Annotated in this window: 16 protein-coding genes, 4 tRNA genes and 2 pseudogenes; 7 read left to right on the plus strand and 15 right to left on the minus strand. The window is 37.1% G+C overall.

Annotated elements, in window-relative coordinates; translation table 11 throughout:
- Positions 1–91 precede the first annotated feature (91 nt).
- Both LC087_RS13510 and LC087_RS13515 read right to left on the minus strand, forming a co-directional pair.
- On the minus strand, positions 92–1216 hold the full coding sequence (locus tag LC087_RS13510) for a DNA cytosine methyltransferase (protein ID WP_226541379.1): 1125 nt from the start codon (positions 1214–1216) through the stop codon (positions 92–94).
- The gene (locus LC087_RS13515) at positions 1217–2275 is read right to left on the minus strand and encodes a DNA cytosine methyltransferase (protein ID WP_226541378.1); all 1059 of its coding nucleotides are present in this window, start codon (positions 2273–2275) and stop codon (positions 1217–1219) included.
- 367 nt (positions 2276–2642) lie between these two features.
- On the opposite strand from LC087_RS13515, the gene LC087_RS13520 reads away from it, so the two are divergent.
- On the plus strand, positions 2643–3482 hold the full coding sequence (locus tag LC087_RS13520; protein WP_371932601.1) for an ISL3 family transposase: 840 nt from the start codon (positions 2643–2645) through the stop codon (positions 3480–3482).
- Between the two features lie 96 nt (positions 3483–3578).
- On the opposite strand, the gene tnpA is transcribed toward LC087_RS13520, so the two are convergent.
- Complete coding sequence (gene tnpA, locus LC087_RS13525) at positions 3579–4010, minus strand: IS200/IS605 family transposase (RefSeq protein ID WP_226541377.1); 432 nt, start codon at positions 4008–4010, stop codon at positions 3579–3581.
- Positions 4011–4062: 52 nt separating this feature from the next.
- Between tnpA and LC087_RS19740 the strand changes: the two are divergent.
- Positions 4063–4508: pseudogene (locus LC087_RS19740) on the plus strand (transposase).
- A 177-nt stretch (positions 4509–4685) separates the two neighbouring features.
- Here LC087_RS19740 and rlmH read toward each other — a convergent pair.
- The 8 genes and pseudogenes from rlmH to yycF all read right to left on the minus strand — a co-directional run bounded on the left by rlmH (position 4686) and on the right by yycF (position 12646).
- Positions 4686–5165 carry a 23S rRNA (pseudouridine(1915)-N(3))-methyltransferase RlmH gene (gene rlmH, locus LC087_RS13535; protein ID WP_226541376.1) on the minus strand — a complete coding sequence of 160 codons (480 nt, stop codon included), beginning with the start codon at positions 5163–5165 and terminating at the stop codon, positions 4686–4688.
- 84 nt (positions 5166–5249) lie between these two features.
- Positions 5250–5405, minus strand: coding sequence for a CxxH/CxxC protein (locus tag LC087_RS13540; RefSeq protein ID WP_226541375.1), 156 nt, complete (start codon positions 5403–5405; stop codon positions 5250–5252).
- A gap of 125 nt (positions 5406–5530) precedes the next feature.
- The gene (locus LC087_RS13545; protein WP_226541374.1) at positions 5531–6742 is read right to left on the minus strand and encodes a S1C family serine protease; all 1212 of its coding nucleotides are present in this window, start codon (positions 6740–6742) and stop codon (positions 5531–5533) included.
- 452 nt (positions 6743–7194) lie between these two features.
- Positions 7195–7990 (minus strand): annotated as a pseudogene (locus LC087_RS13550) (MBL fold metallo-hydrolase).
- Between the two features lie 139 nt (positions 7991–8129).
- Positions 8130–8822 carry a two-component system regulatory protein YycI gene (gene yycI, locus LC087_RS13555; RefSeq protein WP_306019653.1) on the minus strand — a complete coding sequence of 231 codons (693 nt, stop codon included), beginning with the start codon at positions 8820–8822 and terminating at the stop codon, positions 8130–8132.
- Entirely contained in the window at positions 8809–10104 is a 1296-nt protein-coding gene (yycH, locus tag LC087_RS13560) for a two-component system activity regulator YycH (protein ID WP_226541372.1), read from the minus strand. The genes yycI and yycH overlap by 14 nt, the downstream gene beginning before the upstream one ends.
- Positions 10101–11933, minus strand: coding sequence for a cell wall metabolism sensor histidine kinase WalK (gene walK / locus LC087_RS13565; RefSeq protein ID WP_226541370.1), 1833 nt, complete (start codon positions 11931–11933; stop codon positions 10101–10103). Before walK ends, yycH begins: the two co-directional genes overlap by 4 nt.
- Positions 11934–11938: 5 nt before the next feature.
- The gene (gene yycF / locus LC087_RS13570) at positions 11939–12646 is read right to left on the minus strand and encodes a response regulator YycF (RefSeq protein WP_226541368.1); all 708 of its coding nucleotides are present in this window, start codon (positions 12644–12646) and stop codon (positions 11939–11941) included.
- A 573-nt stretch (positions 12647–13219) separates the two neighbouring features.
- Here yycF and LC087_RS13575 point away from each other — a divergent pair.
- The 5 genes from LC087_RS13575 (at position 13220) to opp4C (ending at position 18979) form a co-directional block, all read left to right on the plus strand.
- A complete protein-coding gene (locus LC087_RS13575; RefSeq protein WP_371932602.1) occupies positions 13220–14215 on the plus strand; it encodes an ABC transporter ATP-binding protein in 996 nt (331 codons plus the stop codon).
- Entirely contained in the window at positions 14212–15180 is a 969-nt protein-coding gene (locus LC087_RS13580; RefSeq protein WP_226541364.1) for an ABC transporter ATP-binding protein, read from the plus strand. The genes LC087_RS13575 and LC087_RS13580 overlap by 4 nt, the downstream gene beginning before the upstream one ends.
- A gap of 100 nt (positions 15181–15280) precedes the next feature.
- The gene (locus LC087_RS13585; RefSeq protein WP_226541362.1) at positions 15281–16999 is read left to right on the plus strand and encodes a peptide-binding protein; all 1719 of its coding nucleotides are present in this window, start codon (positions 15281–15283) and stop codon (positions 16997–16999) included.
- Positions 17000–17083: 84 nt separating this feature from the next.
- Positions 17084–18046: an ABC transporter permease gene (locus LC087_RS13590; RefSeq protein ID WP_226541361.1), complete on the plus strand. Its 963-nt coding sequence runs from the start codon at positions 17084–17086 to the stop codon at positions 18044–18046.
- A gap of 12 nt (positions 18047–18058) precedes the next feature.
- Positions 18059–18979 (plus strand): oligopeptide ABC transporter permease, encoded by a 921-nt coding sequence (gene opp4C / locus LC087_RS13595; RefSeq protein ID WP_226541360.1) that lies wholly within the window; start codon positions 18059–18061, stop codon positions 18977–18979.
- Positions 18980–19172: 193 nt separating this feature from the next.
- Here the strand turns inward: opp4C and LC087_RS13600 are convergent.
- The 4 genes from LC087_RS13600 to LC087_RS13615 all read right to left on the minus strand — a co-directional run bounded on the left by LC087_RS13600 (position 19173) and on the right by LC087_RS13615 (position 19574).
- A tRNA-Phe gene (locus LC087_RS13600) sits at positions 19173–19245 on the minus strand.
- A 21-nt stretch (positions 19246–19266) separates the two neighbouring features.
- Positions 19267–19342, minus strand: a tRNA-Asp gene (locus LC087_RS13605).
- 62 nt (positions 19343–19404) lie between these two features.
- Positions 19405–19476: transfer RNA gene (locus LC087_RS13610), tRNA-Glu, on the minus strand.
- A gap of 25 nt (positions 19477–19501) precedes the next feature.
- Positions 19502–19574, minus strand: a tRNA-Lys gene (locus LC087_RS13615).
- Positions 19575–19724 lie beyond the last annotated feature (150 nt).

The raw sequence follows: 19724 nt of genomic DNA on the forward strand, positions 1-19724 counted from the left end.
CACTCCCTACAAAACTTCTTTCTATATAAAGAATAATATTCGTGGTTTTTTTTTGTAAACACCTCTATCACATAAAAAAGAACAACCCTTATTAAACAGGGTTGCTCTCAAGTAAATCTTCTATCGTTAATTGCTCTTGCTGAAATTTTCTAATGGGATTTTTATCTGAAGTGAAATACTGATTTTTTATTTCTTGAGCTATAATTTTGACTAATAAAGGAGGAACAGCATTACCAATCTGTCTCCATTGGGTTTTCATATCTCCATAAAATTCATAATCATCGTCGAATGTCTGTATCCTTTTAATTTCTGAAATTCTTAAGAACCTATTCTTCCAATGAAAAGGACCCATATTATTTGAAAAACTAGCTTGTATAGTCCACGATGGTCTATCTGGTGACAATTTTAAAAGGAATGACCAATATCGTGATCTCCATTTAAATATTGGATTAGGGTGTCCTCTTTCTTCAGTGAAATACAAGTAATTATCTCCTGGCGGAACCTCTTTTAACAAATCCTTGTGCTTTGAACCAGCTTGCATCTTTTCATCTTCAGGGAAATCATAGTCTATGTCGCTAAGAACATCACCACACGTTACCCAGGGTTTCTTGTTTTTGTCATTGATTGGGTCAAACTTTTCTGGAATATAATGAGTTTCTTCTGGAAAAATAAACTTATCTCCTGAATCTTTTTTTACTCCGACACATATAAACCTCTCTCTTGTTTGAGGTACGCCATATTCAGCAGTATTAATCACTTTCCAAGATATTGTATAACCAAGTTCTTCAGATCTTTCAATTAAGTAATTAAAAGCTGCTTGATGTGGTTTATATACAAATCCGTGTACATTTTCAAAAAAGAATACTTTGGGTCTTAATTCTTCAATTCCTCTAAAGTATTCAAATAACGTGAAAGAATTTTCGTCTTCAAGTGCCCTTTTTTTATCCTTTCGATAAAATCTTGATTTAGAATAAGCAGGGCAAGGAGGTCCACCTACAAATAAGTCAACTTGCTCAATATTTAACCTTGAAAATAAATCTTTGAAATCAACTTCTCTTATATCCTTACATTCCACTATTTCCCCAATTTTATTCTGCTCAAGAGTTTCACAAGCCTCTTTAAAAAAGTCAGTAGAATATAATACATTATATCCAGCTTTTTTGAAGCCAAGATCAATTCCTCCTCCACCTGAGAAGACGCTTATAACATTAGGCATTTATACCAAACTCTCCTTCAGAAAATTAATCATTTCTTTTGCCATAAGCGGTGGAACGGCATTTCCTATTTGTTTTTGAATCGATCTTCTACTTCCATAAAACACATAATCTTTAGGGAACGTTTGAATAGCAGCAATCTCAGGCACTCTTAACCTTCTAGAATTCCAATGGAAAGGTCCAACCCAAGGTCCAGGTTGAGCAGTAATAGTCCAAGATGGTTGTTCAGGGTGTAGTTTTAATAAGAAATTCCAAAACCGTTTATCAGCTACAAATTTGGGATTAGGATAACCTGCCCAGGCAGTTAAAGCTTTATAATTCATCCCAGGAGGCACTTCTTTTAAGTCTTCATGATAAGTTCCGCCCTCGGTTAACTCCTGTTTTTCAATATACTCATCAGTATCATATTCACTTATAACTTCACCAACATTGACGTATGGTTGGAGATTTTCTTTACTTGCTATCTCGGGAGGAAAATGTGTTTTGATTGGTTCTTTTGTCTTGAAGGTCCCTTTGGTTCCAATAATAAATAATCGTTTCCTTTTCTGAGGAACACCATAGTCTAAAGCATTTGCTCTAATAACGTTAGTTTCAAATCCCTCGGATTCTGCAATTTCTAAAAATGAATCCACAATTACTTTATTTGTTGGGTGCAATAAACTTTCTACATTTTCAAAAACAAAACCATCTGGTTTTATGTCAATTAAAACTCTAAGGTATTCATTTACAAGTTGAGCTCTAGGATCATCTATTCCCTTCCTAATTTTATGTGTAACCCAATAACCATTTTTAGAGAATGGCTGACATGGAGCTCCACCAATTAAGATAGATTTCCCCTTATAATTATCACCTAAAGAATTCTTTATTTCATCACTACTGATTTGAAATAAATCTCCAGAAATTTTAATTGTATCTTTAAATATATCATTCAATTTCTGCGTCTCAATACAATCGTCTTCAATATCTACACTAAATACAACAGGTATATTAGCCATATGGCTGCCAATATCAAATCCACCAGCACCCGAAAATAGACTGATAGCTTTAATTTCTTGTGTCATTTTCTAAAACTCCTTTAACCCTATTAATCTAATACTATAATACCAAACATTAGCTCTCATTTAAAGCAATGTATATTTTAAGTACTAGTAATTGTCTGATTTCGACAATAAATGCCATTATACTATTTTAATCTTATTCAAACATTTATTCAATGACCTGATTTTGTTAACCACTTATTAAACCCTTGCTTTTTTCGAAATACACTTCTATTTATATAAAAAGCCATAATTGAAATCCTATGATGTGAACTTTAAACACTAGAAATTAACGCTGCCTTTTCTTCATGTGAAAAGGCTTCTTCGCTGTTTAAGATGGTGCAATAGTGACGATACTGGTTTCTAAAACAATAGAATGCAGGTAATCAAGATGTTAATAGAAGTTAAGGGAATAGAAGAGGTCTTTCACATTTCGGAACCATGGTATATAGAAAGTTGTATTTTCAACAATGAACATCAGCAATTAGATGTCTATGTAGATATTCGTAAAGGAGCGAGATTTTCCTGTGCGAATTGTAGAGCAGAAAACCAATCTGTATATGACATAGCTGACTACAACCGAACGTGGAGGCATTTAAACTTCCTTGAATATCCCTGCTATATCCACGCAGAATTACCTAGGACGGATTGTCAGAACTGCCAAAAGGTTCATCGCGTGAAAATCCCCTGGGCAATTAAGAGTCGATCTAATTTCACGATCCTTTTTGATGCCTGGATTATGACTCTGGCAAAGGATATGCCTATGAGTGCGATCAGCCGTTTAGTAGGTGAACACGATACCCAGTTGTGGAGAATTCTTCACTATTATGTGGATCACGCAATTGAATCTCAAGACTTATCAGAAGTGACGATGATTAGTACAGATGAAACTTCTTCAAAGAGAGGGCATAACGATATCACGATTTATATGGACCCCAAAAAAATAATGTCATCCACGTCACAAAGGGAAAGGACTCTAGTACATGGGGAGGTAAATGGGGGAGAGTGTAAGAAACATCTTGAATCTCGCGGAGGACAGGCAGAGAAGATAACTGAAGTATGTATGGATATGTCGCCCGCTTTTATTAAGGGCGCCAAAGAAAACTTCCCCAAAGCATCCATCACATTTGATAAGTTTCATGTCGTCAAAGCCGTAAATGAAGCAGTAGACGATGTGCGTCGTAAGGAACAAAAAACGTGTAAAGACTTAAACGACCACCTACTAAAGTAGGTGGATTTAGACATAAATGTCGACGACTAAAGTCGTTTCTTACGACTGAAGTCATCTGAAAGTCCATTGCTTAAGCAAACTTAACTTAGAGTGAACTCATTCTTCAATCCTAAATATTTCATCCTTTCCTTCATTAAACTGGTTAGCAATGTAATTTCGAATGGTTTCTTCATCTACATTGCCTACTGATGCACAAAAGTAACCTCTTGCCCATAAATGTTGTCCCCAGTATTGCTTTTTTAATTCTGGAAATTGCTCTTGTATTAATCTTGAAGACCTTCCTTTCAAATATTGAACTATTTTACTAGGTGCCATGCTTGGGGGACATGATAGCAATAAATGAACATGGTCTTTTCCTACACTTCCTTGTAATATGGTGATGCCTCTCGCTTCACATCCCTGTCTTATTAATTCTCTTGTACGAAAGGCAATGGAACCTCGTAACACTTTATATCGATATTTTGTTGCCCATATCACATGGTATTTTATATCATATACTTCATGACCATTCTTTTTATATCCGTCCATACTTTCACCTCACAACTTAAGTATGGACATCGATTATGAAGGCTAAAAGCTTATACCGTCTAAAGACGGTGGAGTTAGACCACGCTTTTGGAAATTAAAAAACACACGATATGTCTGGTTAAAAAATGAGAAAAACTTAACAAGCCCTCAAAGAGAAACCCTTGACCGTTTAAAAGATTGTAATTTAGATACAGCGAAAGCCTATCGTATGCGAATAATCTTTCAAGAAATCTTTCAATACCCTCGTGAAATTGCCCCTATGGTATTAAACGACTGGATTGATTGGGGACTTCGTTGCAGACTGCAGCCCATGGTAGATGTTTCAAAGACCATTATGACGGAATTATCAGGTGGTTCTCATCCAAGCTAAACAATGGATTATTAGAAGGAATTAATAGTGTCTTTCAGGCTGCCAAAAGAAAAGCACGAGGCTATCGTTCGCATAAAAATATGGTGGCATGGTCTTTTTACTCCATGGAAAACTGGACTTCAAATTAAATAAATAAAAAAGAACAAGTAACAGTTTGGAGCCATACATCGCTTCACAACTGAACTCATTCCCTTGTCCAGTAAATAGTGTACCCACAAAAACCGGTTTTTTAACCCTGTAACAGGTGGAGAATACTAAGCGATCAAATGTTACCTTTCTTTTTCTCTTTTAAACAAAGTTTACCATCACTTGTGGTAAGGCTCCCCCCGATTAATCCGAAACGCTCGATACACCTGTTCTACTAACATCAACCTCATGAGTTGATGAGGGAACGTCATTTTGCTAAACGATAAGGATTCGTTGGCACGGCTCATCACTTCTTGACTTAGGCCTAGCGATCCGCCTATGACAAAGACGATTTTACTTTTGCCGTATGTCGCGAGTTTATCTAGTTTTGTTGCTAGTTCTTCGGAAGAGAATTGCTTTCCTTCAATGGCAAGGGCAATGACGTGTGCCTCAGGAGAGATTTTTGCTAAGATTCGTTCGCCTTCCTTTTGTTTGACTATGGTCATTTCTGTCTCGCTTAAGTTTTCTGGTGCCTTTTCATCTGGGAGTTCGACGATTTCTACTTTTGCATAAGAGGACAGTCGTTTTAAGTATTCATTTATTCCTGGCTTTAAATATTTTTCTTTTAATTTACCAACCGAAATTATTGTGATATTCACAAATCATCCCCACTTTTAATACAGTTTGTGCACAGGGGTTATCCACAGATGTGAATAACTCCCCTATATTTTGTGTATAACTTTTTATTCTCCTACTATATATTCCGCAGGATTTTCACACAACTCACACTTTGTTGATAACGTGTGAGTATGTTCAATTTTATTAATAATAGGTGCTTCTTCCTTCTCATCGACATACATATCGATTGCTAGTTCAACATGCTCTAAACAACATTTCATTTTCTCAAACCTCCAGCCTGTCCACATCTTGATGACGATATCTTCCCCTTATTGTACCCAAAAAGAACGCTTGAGAAAAACATAAAAAAGCAGAGGAGAATGAATCCCTCTGCTTGCCAATCTAATTAATACGCTTGTTCAGCTAATTTCATCGAAGTTGTTTGTAATTCTCCTTCACGATAATAGTTAACCTCAATGGTATCACCAATGTCGTTTTTATATAACTGTTTACGCAAATCGATCACGTTGTCTGTCGGTTCTCCATTGATTTCGACAATTACATCTTTCTCCTGAAGTCCAGCGTTAGAAGCAGGGCTGTTCAGTTCTACACTCATGACGACGACACCTTGCTTCACATCTTCAGGTAAAAACAACGTATTTTGATAATGGTAAGAAGATATATCTCCTAATGACTGTAGCCCTAAACCCATGTATGGTCGTTTTACTTCACCGAACTCTTCAAGGTCTGCAATGACAGGTTCCACAATGCTTGTTGGAATCGCGAGTCCAATTCCTTCAACAGCTGATTCAGCTATTTTCATTGAGTTAATTCCAATTACTTTCCCGTCTAAATTAACTAAAGCTCCACCACTATTTCCTGGATTGATCGCGGCATCTGTTTGCATAACCTCAGCTTGCCAGTCATACGTTCCATCACCATTAATATCTACTGGAATCGCACGTTCTGTTCCAGAAATAATTCCTTGTGTCACCGACCCAGCAAAATCTAAACCTAGTGGATTTCCAATTGCAAGAACCGTTTCACCGGTCTTTACTGAATCAGAATTTGCAAACTCTGCGACCGTACTGACCCTACTTGCATCGACCGTAACCACTGCTAAATCAGTTAAGGCATCCGTTCCAATGAGTTCTGCTGGAATATGTTCATCATCACCAATTATGATTTCTAATTGAGAAGCACCTTCGACCACGTGATTATTCGTTACAATATAGGCTTTGTCTCCTTGAGTTTTATAAACAACCCCTGATCCTGTTCCACTTGTTGTCTGTTGAGTTTGATCCCAAAAGCTTTGTTCTTGTATATTACTCACTCCAACAACGGCATCTGACACTTTTTCAACAGCCTCTGTTACAGAAGAATTAACATCGACATTTAACGTTTTTACCTCTTCAACCGTGGTTTCTCCATTTTCATCTGATGTAATACTTGAGGCATTATTACCTGTACCATTATCAAACTGAGAAAGTAACGGCCCTGAAGAAATAACGAGAACTCCACCTATAATTGCTCCAACTAATCCATAGAAAAATGGCTTTCCTTTCCCACCTTTTTTTTGATTATCGTTTTGAATGTAATCTTGATCATAGTAACCCATGACCCACCATTCCTTTCTCTCCTCTTAAATATAGTTACACTTAGCTTATGTTTATGGGCAAATTATAAAACAACAATATGGGAATAATATGTGAACCTTCCTTTACTTTTCCCAAACTCAACAAAAAACAAACAAGTGAAAAAAGAAAAGTGGAAGCGCACGTTTTATGACAATAAGAATAAGAACATCCTGTTCATCAACGTCCTGTTCGACGAAAAAATTACAAGTCGTTTGACGTTGAAACTAAACATTAAGAAAAGTCGTGCACACGTTTACCTTCATAAAAACAGAACTTTCCACAAGTCAAAGTCCGCCCCTAAACAAAATGCACCCCTCTATTCCCCTTTCTTTCATTATGAAAGGATTAAATAGAGAAGTGCAAATCATTTGATCGCTAATATGGTTCAATTTTTTAAAAAATATATAAGTCCATAATCTAGATCATCTATATCCTATACCGCCACTAACTCTGTAGGTTTGAGAGGATCGGTATCGAAAAGATGAAAGGTTTCGCCGACGATGATATCCCTAGTGGCTAATGTTTGTTCGACGGTCATTCTTGCCAAGTCTTTCATGTTGTTGTCTTGGCTTAAATGGGCTAAATAAATGCGCTTTGTTTCGCCTGTGATGACATCGGCCATTGCAAGCGCGGCATCCTCGTTTGAGACATGGCCGACATCGCTTAAGATGCGCCTTTTAATACTCCATGGGTACTTCCCCATCCTGAGCATGTCCACATCATGGTTACTTTCAAAGACAAAGGAATGGGCCCCTTTTATGACGCCTTTCATGCGGTCGTTGACATATCCCGTATCGGTGATGAGAGCAAGCTTACGACCATTGTGATGAAAGACAAAAAACATCGGCTCCGCTGCATCGTGGGAGACGCCAAATGACTCTACTTGTAATGATCCAAACTCTTTCACGTGACCAATTTCAAACGGGAATTTCTGTTCTAGATTGACCTCACCAATTACCGAATCCATGGCATGCCACGTTTTTTCATTGGCATAGATGGGCAGTTTATAACGTCTTGCTAGTATCCCTAACCCTTTAATATGGTCGCTATGCTCATGTGTGACTAAAATGCCTGAAAGGCTAGCAATATCTTTTCCTATTTGTTCAAATCTTTTTTTCGAGTTGCTTTCCACTTAGACCTGCGTCGACAAGGAGCGAATGCTCCCCCGATTCAACATAAATGGCATTTCCTGTACTCCCGCTAGCGAGAACACTAAATTGTAAACACATTCTTTCCAATCACTCCGTCTCCTTGCTATCTTGTCCAAATAACCTGAGCTGCTCTGCATCCACATAAAAATGCTCTTCTTCATTCACTTTAATATGCCAAGCAGGAATTAAAAACTGCCCTTCCGCAAGCTCCTTTTGGTTATTTCCCCTGGATATAATAACCTAACTCAATTTCATTTATTTTGCTTCCTTCTTCTATCTTTTGAAAGACAACTCTTAACGCTTGTTCAGCAGAAAAAATATCGACTTCCGTTTCACTTTTTATCTCACCTAAAATCGATCGTTCATAATCAGTGACTTGATTATCTTTCACTCTCAATGTAATTCGACCAGGATCAGAGGCGACTCCATCATTGAAATTCGGGAAAACTAATTTATTTTCCAATACTTGCACAAAGTACACTTCTTTTCCATCCTCTGATTTTCCCCAGTACTCAAATTTTTGCCCTTCTGCCAACTGTTCGTTAACATAGGTAGTGAGTTCGGTCTCCATCGTTTTTTCTTTAAATGAAAAGGGATTCTCTAAACTTTTTGCCTCTTGATAAGTATTGGATTGAGACATTTCGATATTTTTATTCAAATTTTGATTTTTGTTTACTGATTTATCTTCCTCACTAAATTCGACCATTTCCAAAGTCATCAAATGAGCTTTCGTCTCTTCTGGGATCTCATCATAGACAATCTCAATATCATTAGTCTCCAATTCACTCTTAAACGTTTGTTCAGTTAAAGTGGGAGGATTTTCTTTTTTCTCATAATACTGCATAATTAAAAAAGCATTTAACACTAAAAATACGAGGATAAAAAGAGTTTTGGCTCTACTCCAATTCACTATTTTCACCCTCCTTATTTAGCTTTTCGATGCTATCATATTCTGTGACCACATACCACTCTGGAGTTAGATCAACCCTAGAATGGGCACCTTCTTTTAACTCATCATAGCCTATAAAAATATTTTTGAGTTCGGTCTCGGAATAATTTCTTTTGATTAACTCTTCAATTACTTCAGCATTTTCCATCTCTCTAGTTTGATTAGAAGTCATGCTTCCGAAATAAGTAATGGGACGGCTAAATGATTCTACAACCAATTGGTTTTCCCCATTTGACAACGTTACCTTAATAGCATAATTATTCTCATCCAAAATGACAGGGACATTATCAATCGTCTGTTCAAAAATAACCTCTTGTTCCTCTATCATTTTTAAACGAAAATCTTCACTTACCATCCATCCTCCTACTTGATTCACATGTGTAACGGCAGACGTAAGCATTGAAACGGAATCCATTTGTTCATTATTAAAATCTTGTACTTTTGGATATTGAAAAGTAAAAATGAGATCATCTTCGATGGTTAACGTATTCCTTGCATCCCTAATAATGGTCGTCTTCCCTAACGTATTTTCTTCTAAATTGCGAGTATCAGTAAATAAGGCTTGTTTCAATTCATTTTCAGTAATTTCTTCTTTGCTCACGTATTTTATATCAATTTCAGGAGCCTCTTTTGGTAAAAGAAGATTATTGAAAACAATAAATTCACTCCAATTCTTCTTTTCATCCGTTGTTTGGATAAGTTCTTGCCATTTGTTCGGACTACTCGAGATAGTAAACGACCTTATACTACTGTTACTCGTGTTTACAAAACGAATTTTCTCTAGACGATCATTTTCATATTCGATGACAATTTTGTTAAACATATAATCATAATCATATAATTCTTGTGTTCCAAACCACTCAAGTTGATTTTTCAAAACGGTGAAAGGAACCTCTCCAAAGAAGCGCATTTCGATATAGTTTTTATTTGTTTGATTAATATCTTTCTCGACTTGCATGTCATTTTTTAATTTTAATTCACCTACTTGATCCCATAACTCATCCATTATTCCTTCCTCATACGTACCATAATATTGCCCTTCTTTATGGACAAACACTTGCATCGGTTTGATGAGAGATGCCATATTTTTTTCATATGGACTCAATGGCTCCAAGCTCTCTTTCTCTTCATCCGTATTTTCTTGAAAAGGATAACGGTAGCTCCATATGCTCCAAGTTAAAGCGATACTCATCAAGACTAAGACAACGAGTAGTATCGTTTTTAAGTTTTCTTTACTGTTCATGACCAATCATCCTCTTGTTCTTCTTTCGGAAGAGAAAAATGAATGGTCGTTCCAATCCCTTCCTCACTTTCTGCCCAAATGTCGCCCCCATGAGCTTGAATCATTTCTTTTGCTATTGCTAAGCCTAGTCCAGTTCCTCCTAATTTACGAGATCTTGCCTTATCTACTCGATAAAAACGTTCAAATATCTTATCTAAATTCTCTTTTGGAATCCCTACTCCTTGGTCTCGAATTGAAACAACGATGGATTCTGCATCAACATTCATTTTAAAGGTGACTTGTCCTCCTTCTGGAGAATATTTCATTGCATTTGAGATAATATTATCTATCACTTGCGTAATTTTATCTGTATCGATATCGACATAGACAATCTCTTTAGGGATCATTCGTCTAAAGATAATATCTGTTTTCTTCGACATTTCGAATCGATCAATTATTTTATTTATGAAATCGGTAAAGTTGATATAATCTTTATTTAATTGGTAGTCTCGACTATCAAGCTTGGACAGTTTTAATAAGTCATTTACAAGTCGAATCATTCGTTCTGTTTCACCTTGTGTCACTTGTAAAAACTGCGGAGCAATCTTTTCATCTCTCCATCCACCCTCTGATAAAACCTCTAAATAGCTTCGCATCGTTGTCAAAGGGGTTCGTAATTCATGTGAAACATTCGCAACAAACTCCCGGCGCTCTTCCTCCACCTTTTCCTGCTCCGTCACATCATATAGAACGGCAATCAGTCCATGTGGATGGCCTTCTTCTTTTTGGATTATCGTAGTCAAAACCTTAATAACCGTTTCTTCTTTTGACGTACCTAGCTCTAAAAATAACGGCTCTTTTAAATCTAATAATTCTTCAAAAGTATACGTCTCTTCTAATCCTAATAAATGAGTGACGTCCGTTCCGATTACTTTTTCATGAGCAATACTCAACATTTTTTCAGCAGGTCCATTTAGTAAAATAATTTCTCCCATGTGATTCGTTGCGATAACGCCATCTGTCATATGAGAAATAACAGAGGATAACTTTTTCCGTTCTTCTTCCGTCGTTTCTTGAGCATCCTCAAGCTCTGCGGTTAATTGGTTGAATGTCATGGCGAGCTGCCCAATTTCATCATCTCCGTATACCTTTACCCGATAATCAAAATTTCCTTTTGCAAGCTGCTTTGCTTGTTTGCGCATCTCTGTAATAGGCTTAATGATGGTTCGTGCAACTAAACTACCTAACACGGCCGTAATTGCTAAAGCGATCAACGTTCCTGTAGCAAAAATTTTATTAATGGCACCAATTTGGTCATACGTATTTTCGATGTCTGCTTCAACATAAATGACCCCTAATAATTCTTCTTCATTTTTCTCGATCGCTCTTGTAAATACGATCACTCGCTTATCATCTTGATTGACCATCATATCCTCTTGATTTTGTCTCGAAATTCCTGTTCCCGTTATCATTCGTTGATTTGTTTTTTTTCCTATGGTTAGGCTGTTTGTATCTCCAACAGACCCAACTACGACTATATCTTTATTAACAATCGTGATCTCGCTTATATTATCTGCTCCAATAATATATTCTTGTAGCAAATTATCGATGTTCGTATAGAGTGTTTCAGGGTCTTGCTGTCCTTCTTTGCTAAGCTCTTTTTCAATACTATAAGAGAGCGCTTGTATACTTGAATCAACCGATTCCTTAAAGTTGTCAATTAAGGACTCTTCCAGCTCATTGACAAAATAAACGCCGATAATTTGTAAGGTGACTAATGTAAGTAGCGCATAAATAATCGTTAACTTGAAGTGAATGGAGCGAAAAAAACTGACTTTCTTTGTATTCATTTACCTTACTCCTGTTCAGGGTTTCGTAAATAATAACCGACACCTCTTCTTGTCACAATCCATGCAGGGTGGCTTGGGTTATCTTCTATTTTCTCTCGCAACCTTCTTACGGTCACATCAACGGTGCGAACATCACCAAAGTAATCATAGCCCCACACGGTTTGCAAAAGGTGCTCTCTCGTCATGACTTGTCCAATGTGCTTTGCTAAATAATGTAACAACTCAAACTCTCGATGCGTTAACTCAATTTTTTCTCCTCTTTTTGAAACGATGTAGGCATCAGGATGAATCGTTAGCATCCCAATTTGAATCTCTGTAGACCCGTCCTCAGCAGCGGTATCAACAGAACTATGTCTTCGTAAGTTTGCCTTCACTCTGGCTAATAATTCCCTTGAGCTAAAGGGCTTTGTGACATAGTCGTCTGCCCCTAATTCTAATCCGAGTACTTTATCGATTTCCGAATCTTTTGCCGTTAACATAATAATGGGAATCTCATGTTTTTTTCGAATCTCACGGCACACTTCCATTCCATCTTTGACTGGAAGCATAATATCTAACATAATTAAATCCGGCTTGATTTCCTCTACCTTATCAATCGCTTCTTGACCATCATAGGCACAGTGAACCTCATAGCCTTCTTTGATAAAATTAAATTCCAATATATCGGCAATTGGCTGCTCGTCATCCACTACTAAAATTCGTCGTTTATCCATGTGGGAACGCTCCTTTATGTTAAATGATCATTTAGTTTATAGAGATTGTTTAACTTTCTATGGTGAAAAAGTTGAATTCGTTTTTTAAACATACATCATATCATAATCCAAATTCTTTCCATAAACATATCCATGAATAAATTAGACATGCTCTTCATATATACTTTACCACGATTACCTCTTTTTCATCATACATTAATCTGGACAGCTTTTTGTTACAACGACAATACAATTTCTGATCAAATCAATCTGTTTTAACATCACCAAGACATAATGAGTAGCATCATCTTTATTCATTACATTTTGATTATTTTTTTGCATATTTGTCATAAACAAAAAATAGTTTAGTAGAGGATTCTGTTAAAAGTTTGGATTTTTCTTTTAATTAAAATCTTCTAAAAATTTTAAAAATAAAAAAGGGTTTTTCGTACTTTTGAAGAAATAGCTAGAATACTCCATTATTCGAGATTTTTTTCGAAACTGATTGATGTTCTCTTATTCTAGTAAATAATCTAAAAATTGTAACAGCGAGGAGGGGAGATGTTGTGAAAAACACCAGTTTTTCATAGCAGAATGAATGTGTCAAATACACTACTACAAATACGGAACTTAAAAACACAATTTAAAACAAGTGATGGGAAGGTCCCCGCAGTAGATGGAGTCTCATTAGAAATTCGTAAAGGGGAAACACTTGGGTTAGTAGGAGAGTCTGGATGCGGGAAAAGTATGACCTCTCTTTCTATTATGAGATTAGTACCTGATACAGGAGAAATTTCAGGGGAAATCTTATTTGAAAATGAAGATTTAACTCAAAAGAAAGAAAAAGAAATGGCCTCTATTAGAGGAAATGATATATCGATGATTTTCCAAGAACCAATGACTTCCTTAAATCCTGTATTAAAAATTGGCGATCAAATTATGGAAGGACTCATCATTCACCAAAAGCTTTCCAAAGCGGCTGCCAAAAAAAGAACGATTGATTTACTAAAACTCGTTGGATTTGCGAGGGCAGCTGAAATGATTGATGAATATCCTCATCAATTATCAGGAGGTATGAGGCAAAGAGTGATGATCGCTATGGCAATGGCTTGTGACCCGAAGCTGTTAATTGCCGATGAGCCGACAACAGCCCTAGATGTAACAATCCAAGCACAAATTCTCGATTTAATGAGAGATGTCAAAAATAAGTTTGGTTCCTCTATCTTATTAATTACTCATGACTTAGGGGTAGTGGCCGAGATGGCTGACCGAGTAGTCGTTATGTATGCAGGGAGAGTCGTAGAAGAAGCAGATGTAGAAGAGATGTTTGCTAACCCTAGCCACCCCTATACACAAGGCTTGATGAAATCAATACCAAACATTGATGATGAGGAAGAAAAAAAAGAATTGTACTCAATTCGAGGGAGCGTTCCACCGCCAACTGAATGGCCAACAGGGTGTAAGTTTGCTCCACGCTGTGAACATGCATGGGAAAAATGCTATGAACAAGAACCGCCATTATATAAATCTTCTTCTAATCACCAAGTTCGTTGTTTTCTTCATGAAGATGAAGGAGGGAAAGCCCAATGAGTGAAGCCATTTTAACAGTCGAGAATTTAAGTAAATACTTCCCTATAAAAGGTGGCGTTTTAAGAAGAGTCGTAGGTCAAGTGAAAGCGGTCGATCAAGTCAGTTTTTCAATCAACGCAGGGGAAACTTTTGGACTTGTCGGTGAGTCGGGTTGCGGAAAATCAACGACAGGACGGACCATTATGAGGTTGCTTGATCCTACAGACGGAAAAGTGATTTTTCAAGATCAAGATATCGCTCAATTATCAAAAGACGGCTTACGAAAAGCACGTCGCGACCTACAAATGGTGTTTCAAGATCCCTATGCTTCATTAAATCCAACAATGACGGTCGGGCAATTAATTGAAGAGCCGATGCAAGTTCACAAGATAGGGACGAGTAAAGAACGAAAAGAGCAAGTGAAAGAATTAATGGAAACCGTTGGACTGAATTCAAGCTATGTCAGCCGTTATCCTCATGAATTTTCCGGAGGACAAAGACAAAGAATTGGTTTAGCAAGGGCTCTTTCCTTAAAGCCAAAACTAATCATTGCGGATGAACCCGTTTCAGCTTTAGACGTTTCCGTCCAGTCACAAGCCTTAAATCTTATGGAAAAACTACAAGAACAATTTAACCTTACCTACATTTTTATTTCCCATGATTTAAGTGTTGTTAAACATATTTCGGATCGCATTGGCGTGATGTATTTAGGAAGAATGGCTGAAATTGCACCTAAGAGACAACTCTACAAAGAACCTGCCCATCCATATACACAAGCGCTATTATCTGCGGTTCCTGTTCCAGATCCAACTCGTAAAAGAGACAGAATTGTCTTATCAGGAGATGTTCCAAGTCCATCTAATCCACCAAGCGGATGCGCTTTTCATCCTCGCTGTCCGAAAGCGTTTGATCGCTGTAAAGTGGATCGCCCTGAATTACAGTCAATTGGAAATGGTCAATACGTAGCTTGCCACCTATATGACTGATTAGCTTATTAACACACTTTAAGGAGGTGAGGCTAGGAAAGTAGAAACAACAGCTTCCTTTAACTGAAAATTTTAAATTATTAAAAATGGGGGTAAAAAAATGAAAAGAAAATCCTTTTTATTGGGCATCGCGCTCATGTTAGTGTTCTCTTTATTTTTAGCTGCATGTAACAGTGATGATACGAGTGGGGAGTCTGAGGATAAACCAAAAGAAGAAACAAATGATGAGGAAAAAGCCACTGCTGGTGAGCCTGTAGAAGGCGGAGAAATGACGTTAGCGATGTTTAGTGCTCCTAAAGGAGTATTTAATCCAATATTATATGAAGACCTATATGACAATTATGTATTAGATTTTGTTTTTGATCCTCTTTGGGAAGTTGATGACGAACTGAATATTACCATTCCAAAATTAGCAGAAAAGTGGGAGTTTTCAGAAGACGGAAAGGTTTTAACGATTAATTTACGAAATGATGTTAAGTGGCACGATGGAACGGCATTTACTGCCGATGATGTCATCTTTACTTGGGAAACAATTGCACATAAAGACTATACAGCAAGTAGGTATTATACTGTAGAACCAATTGAAGGTGCGAATGAAATGAAAGAAGGCAACGCTGACTCTTTATCGGGTGTCGAAAAAGTAGATGATCATACGATAAAAGTAACATTTACTAATCCTGCCGCTAACCATCTATCCAACTTATGGTCTACTCCGATGCCTAAACACCTTTATAAGGACACACCTGTAAAGGATATGCAAAATTCAGAATCTACAAAATCAACTATTATAGGAAACAGCGCATACAAAATTTCAGAAATTAAACCAAATGAATACGTTGTGTTAGAAAAGAATGAGGATTACTACTTAGGAAAACCATACATCAATAAAATCATTTGGAAAGTACTTGAACAAGATGTAACAATTGCAGCTCTAGAAAAGGGTGATGTCGATATGACAGCTCAAATATCACCAAAAGAATTTGAAGATTTAGAAGCAATGGATCATATTACTGTTAAAGAAGATCAAGATTTCGGTTATCAGTATATGGGCTTTAATTTAGAAAAAGAAAAACTCCAAAATAAAGAATTACGTCAAGCAATGGTTTATGCTATTAATCGCGAAGGAATTGTTGACGGTTTACTTAAGGGTCATGGAACAGTCTTAAACCAACATATTGTCTCAGCTAGTTGGGCATATAATGAAGACTTGAAAGATGCATACCCTTACGAACCTGATACTGCGAAACAAATATTAGAAGATGCAGGGTATAAAGATACGAATGGAGATGGATTTGTCGAAGACCCAGATGGAAATGAAGTTACATTTAAACTTTCTTATCCATCTGGTAACCCTGTTCGTGAACAATCGGCTCCTGCCATTCAAGCAGACTTAAAAGAAGTTGGTTTAAATGTTGAATTAGATCAGCCAGCAGAAGTTGCCGCTTATTATGAAGCAGTTGAACAAGGAGAATATGAACTATTTTTAGCTGGTTGGACCTTAGGGGTAGACCCAGATCCAAGTGGAATTTGGCTTAGTGATGATCAATGGAACTTCCCTCGTTGGAAAAATGAAGAAAGTGATCAATTGATAAAAGATTCCGTTTATGCTGAAGATGCTATTAGTGACCAAAACGCTCGTAAAGAATATTTAAAGAAATGGACAGAACTTGCTAGTGAAGAAGCTCCTTATGCATTTCTTTATTCTCAGAACATGATTGAAGCATGGAACAACCGCATTCAAGGAGTCGAGTTCAACTTTGAAGGAGCGGTTCTACACCGTGACCATCACAAATGGTGGATTCCGGAAGACCAACAATAATAGTACACTTTGAAACTACCCAAATGAGGCGACAGGCTTCTTTAGCTGTTCGCCTTTTTTCCCTATGAAAGGAGCTAGGTCAATTTGTTACAATACATTATTCGACGTGTACTAATCTTTATACCGATGACCATCATTATTTCTATTATCTTATTCTCACTTATACAAATTGCTCCAGGTGATGCTTTCACTGGTCAACTTGACCCTAATTTAGATGAAACCTATTACGAAAAAATGAGAGCAGAGTTTGGACTCGATAAACATCCTGTTGAACAATATTTTATTTGGGTTAAAAACATCTTTGAAGGTGAACTTGGGCTTTCTATTCGTCACAAAATTCCTGTTACTGAACTTATCGGAGACAGATTTGGAAACACTCTCTTTTTAGGAGTTGTTTCTCTTGCAATTACCTATTTATTGGCAATTCCTTTAGGGATCTTTTCTGCCCAACGACCATATAGTATAGCCGATTATACGTTAACAGGAGCTGCCTTCATTGGTTATTCAATTCCCTCATTTTTCGCAGGATTGCTACTCATCTATTTCTTTTCATATAAGGTGGAATGGTTTCCTTTTGGAGGAACCGTAACAGCAGGTGCGGGATATGAAGGTTTTCAAGCGTTACTTGATCGACTTCATCATGTTTTTTTACCTGCTATTACATTATCGATAATTAGTATTGCCCAATATACTCGCTATACAAGAGCGAGTGTATTAGAAGCAAAGCTACAAGATTATGTAAGAACTGCTTATGCAAAAGGGGTAAATGAACGCTCTGTCCTTTATAAACACGTATTAAGAAATGCTCTTCTTCCTTTAGTCACTCTTTTTGGATTAGATTTAGGTGTAATTATAAGTGGCGCAGTCATAACTGAAACCATTTTCACTTATCCAGGTCTTGGTCAACTACTCATTGAATCGATTGGAAATCGAGATTATCCAATTATGATGGCTGTTACGATGATCACTACCGTTCTAGTTTTAGTAGGAAATTTAGTTGCTGATATTTTATACGCAGTCGTAGATCCAAGAATTCGATATGATTGAGAGGTGATATAGATGGCTGAACCAGTAATTCGAGAACCTAATTTGAATCCAGACAAAGTGGAATTTAAAAAAAAGACAAGTAAATCTCCATTACAACTAGCATTGCAGAGGTTTTTAAAAAATAAAATGGCCATTGCTGGGATTGTCATTTTATTTATTGTTTCCTTCTTAGCTATTTTTGCTCCTTTATTAAGCAGTCAAGACCCTTATGCAACTGACCTGTATAATACTGAAGCAGAGCCTTCAAGTGAACATTGGCTAGGAACAGATGACTCAGGACGTGACATCTATACCCGATTGCTCTATGGAGGAAGAGTTTCCTTACTAATTGGTTTAATTACGATGATAGGTACCGTTGTAATTGGAGCCACTTTAGGAGCAGTCGCAGGTTATTTTGGCAGATGGATCGATAATATTATTATGAGAATTTCAGATGTCATTATCGCATTACCGTTCTTACTGATGATTCTCTTTGTTGTAACCGTTTTAGAGAAATCAAATATGTGGATACTAATAGGCATATTAATCGTGGTCGTTTGGCCTGTAACAACAAGGATTGTTCGTGCTGAATTTCTTTCCTTACGAGAGCGAGAATTTGTATTAAGTGCACAAGCTGCCGGATGTAAAAGCTCGCGAATTATTTTCAGGCACATTATACCTAATGCGATAGCACCATTAATTGTTAATGCGACTTTGTTAATGGGTACGATGATTACTATTGAATCGTCATTGAGTTTCCTTGGCTTCGGTGTACCAGAACCAACTCCAACATGGGGGAATATGCTCAATTCTGCAAGAAGTATCTCAACCTTAACCACAGAACCTTGGCGCTGGATTCCACCAGGATTTTTAATAGTCATTACAGTTTTAGCTATTAATTTTATCGGTGATGGCTTGAGAGATGCGTTTGATGGTAAGTCGACTCGACGTTAAAATAATGACACCATGACCACTATGGAGGCTCCATATGTGGTCAACCCTCTAAAATCAGGTATATCACAGTTCCTCATGAAGATTGCTTATCCCTCTAATATCTTCTACCATCCACAAAACCCATAGTAATAATAAAAAAAACCCAGTAAGAAGAAATCCTTCTTCACTGAGCTTAACTAAACAAAATAAAAAGTGGCTCGGGACGGAATCGAACCGCCGACACATGGATTTTCAGTCCATTGCTCTACCAACTGAGCTACCGAGCCAAACAAAAGTATATATATAAATGGCGGTCCCGACGGGAATCGAACCCGCGATCTCCTGCGTGACAGGCAGGCATGTTAACCGCTACACCACGGGACCACTTAGTAAACCTGTTCACCATTTAAAGCTGTTGCTAAAAAATATGTATACCGAGTAATATATGACCCGTACGGGATTCGAACCCGTGTTACCGCCGTGAAAGGGCGGTGTCTTAACCGCTTGACCAACGGGCCAACTATTTTTACTTCTTATAGAAAGTGAGCCATGAAGGACTCGAACCTTCGACCCTCTGATTAAAAGTCAGATGCTCTACCAACTGAGCTAATGGCTCATAGTTTTTAACAGGACGTTTTCTATAATACCAGTATCCAAATTAGTTGACAAGCTTTTTTTATAAAAAATTACGCAAATCATGAAAAAATTTTATTTTCGTTCAAAGGAAAAGTGAAACGAACTTAGTGTCTCAAGTGCAACATATAGG

The sequence above is a fragment of the Bacillus carboniphilus genome (assembly GCF_020524035.2).
GTDB lineage: Bacteria > Bacillota > Bacilli > Bacillales > JAIVKR01 > Bacillus_CC.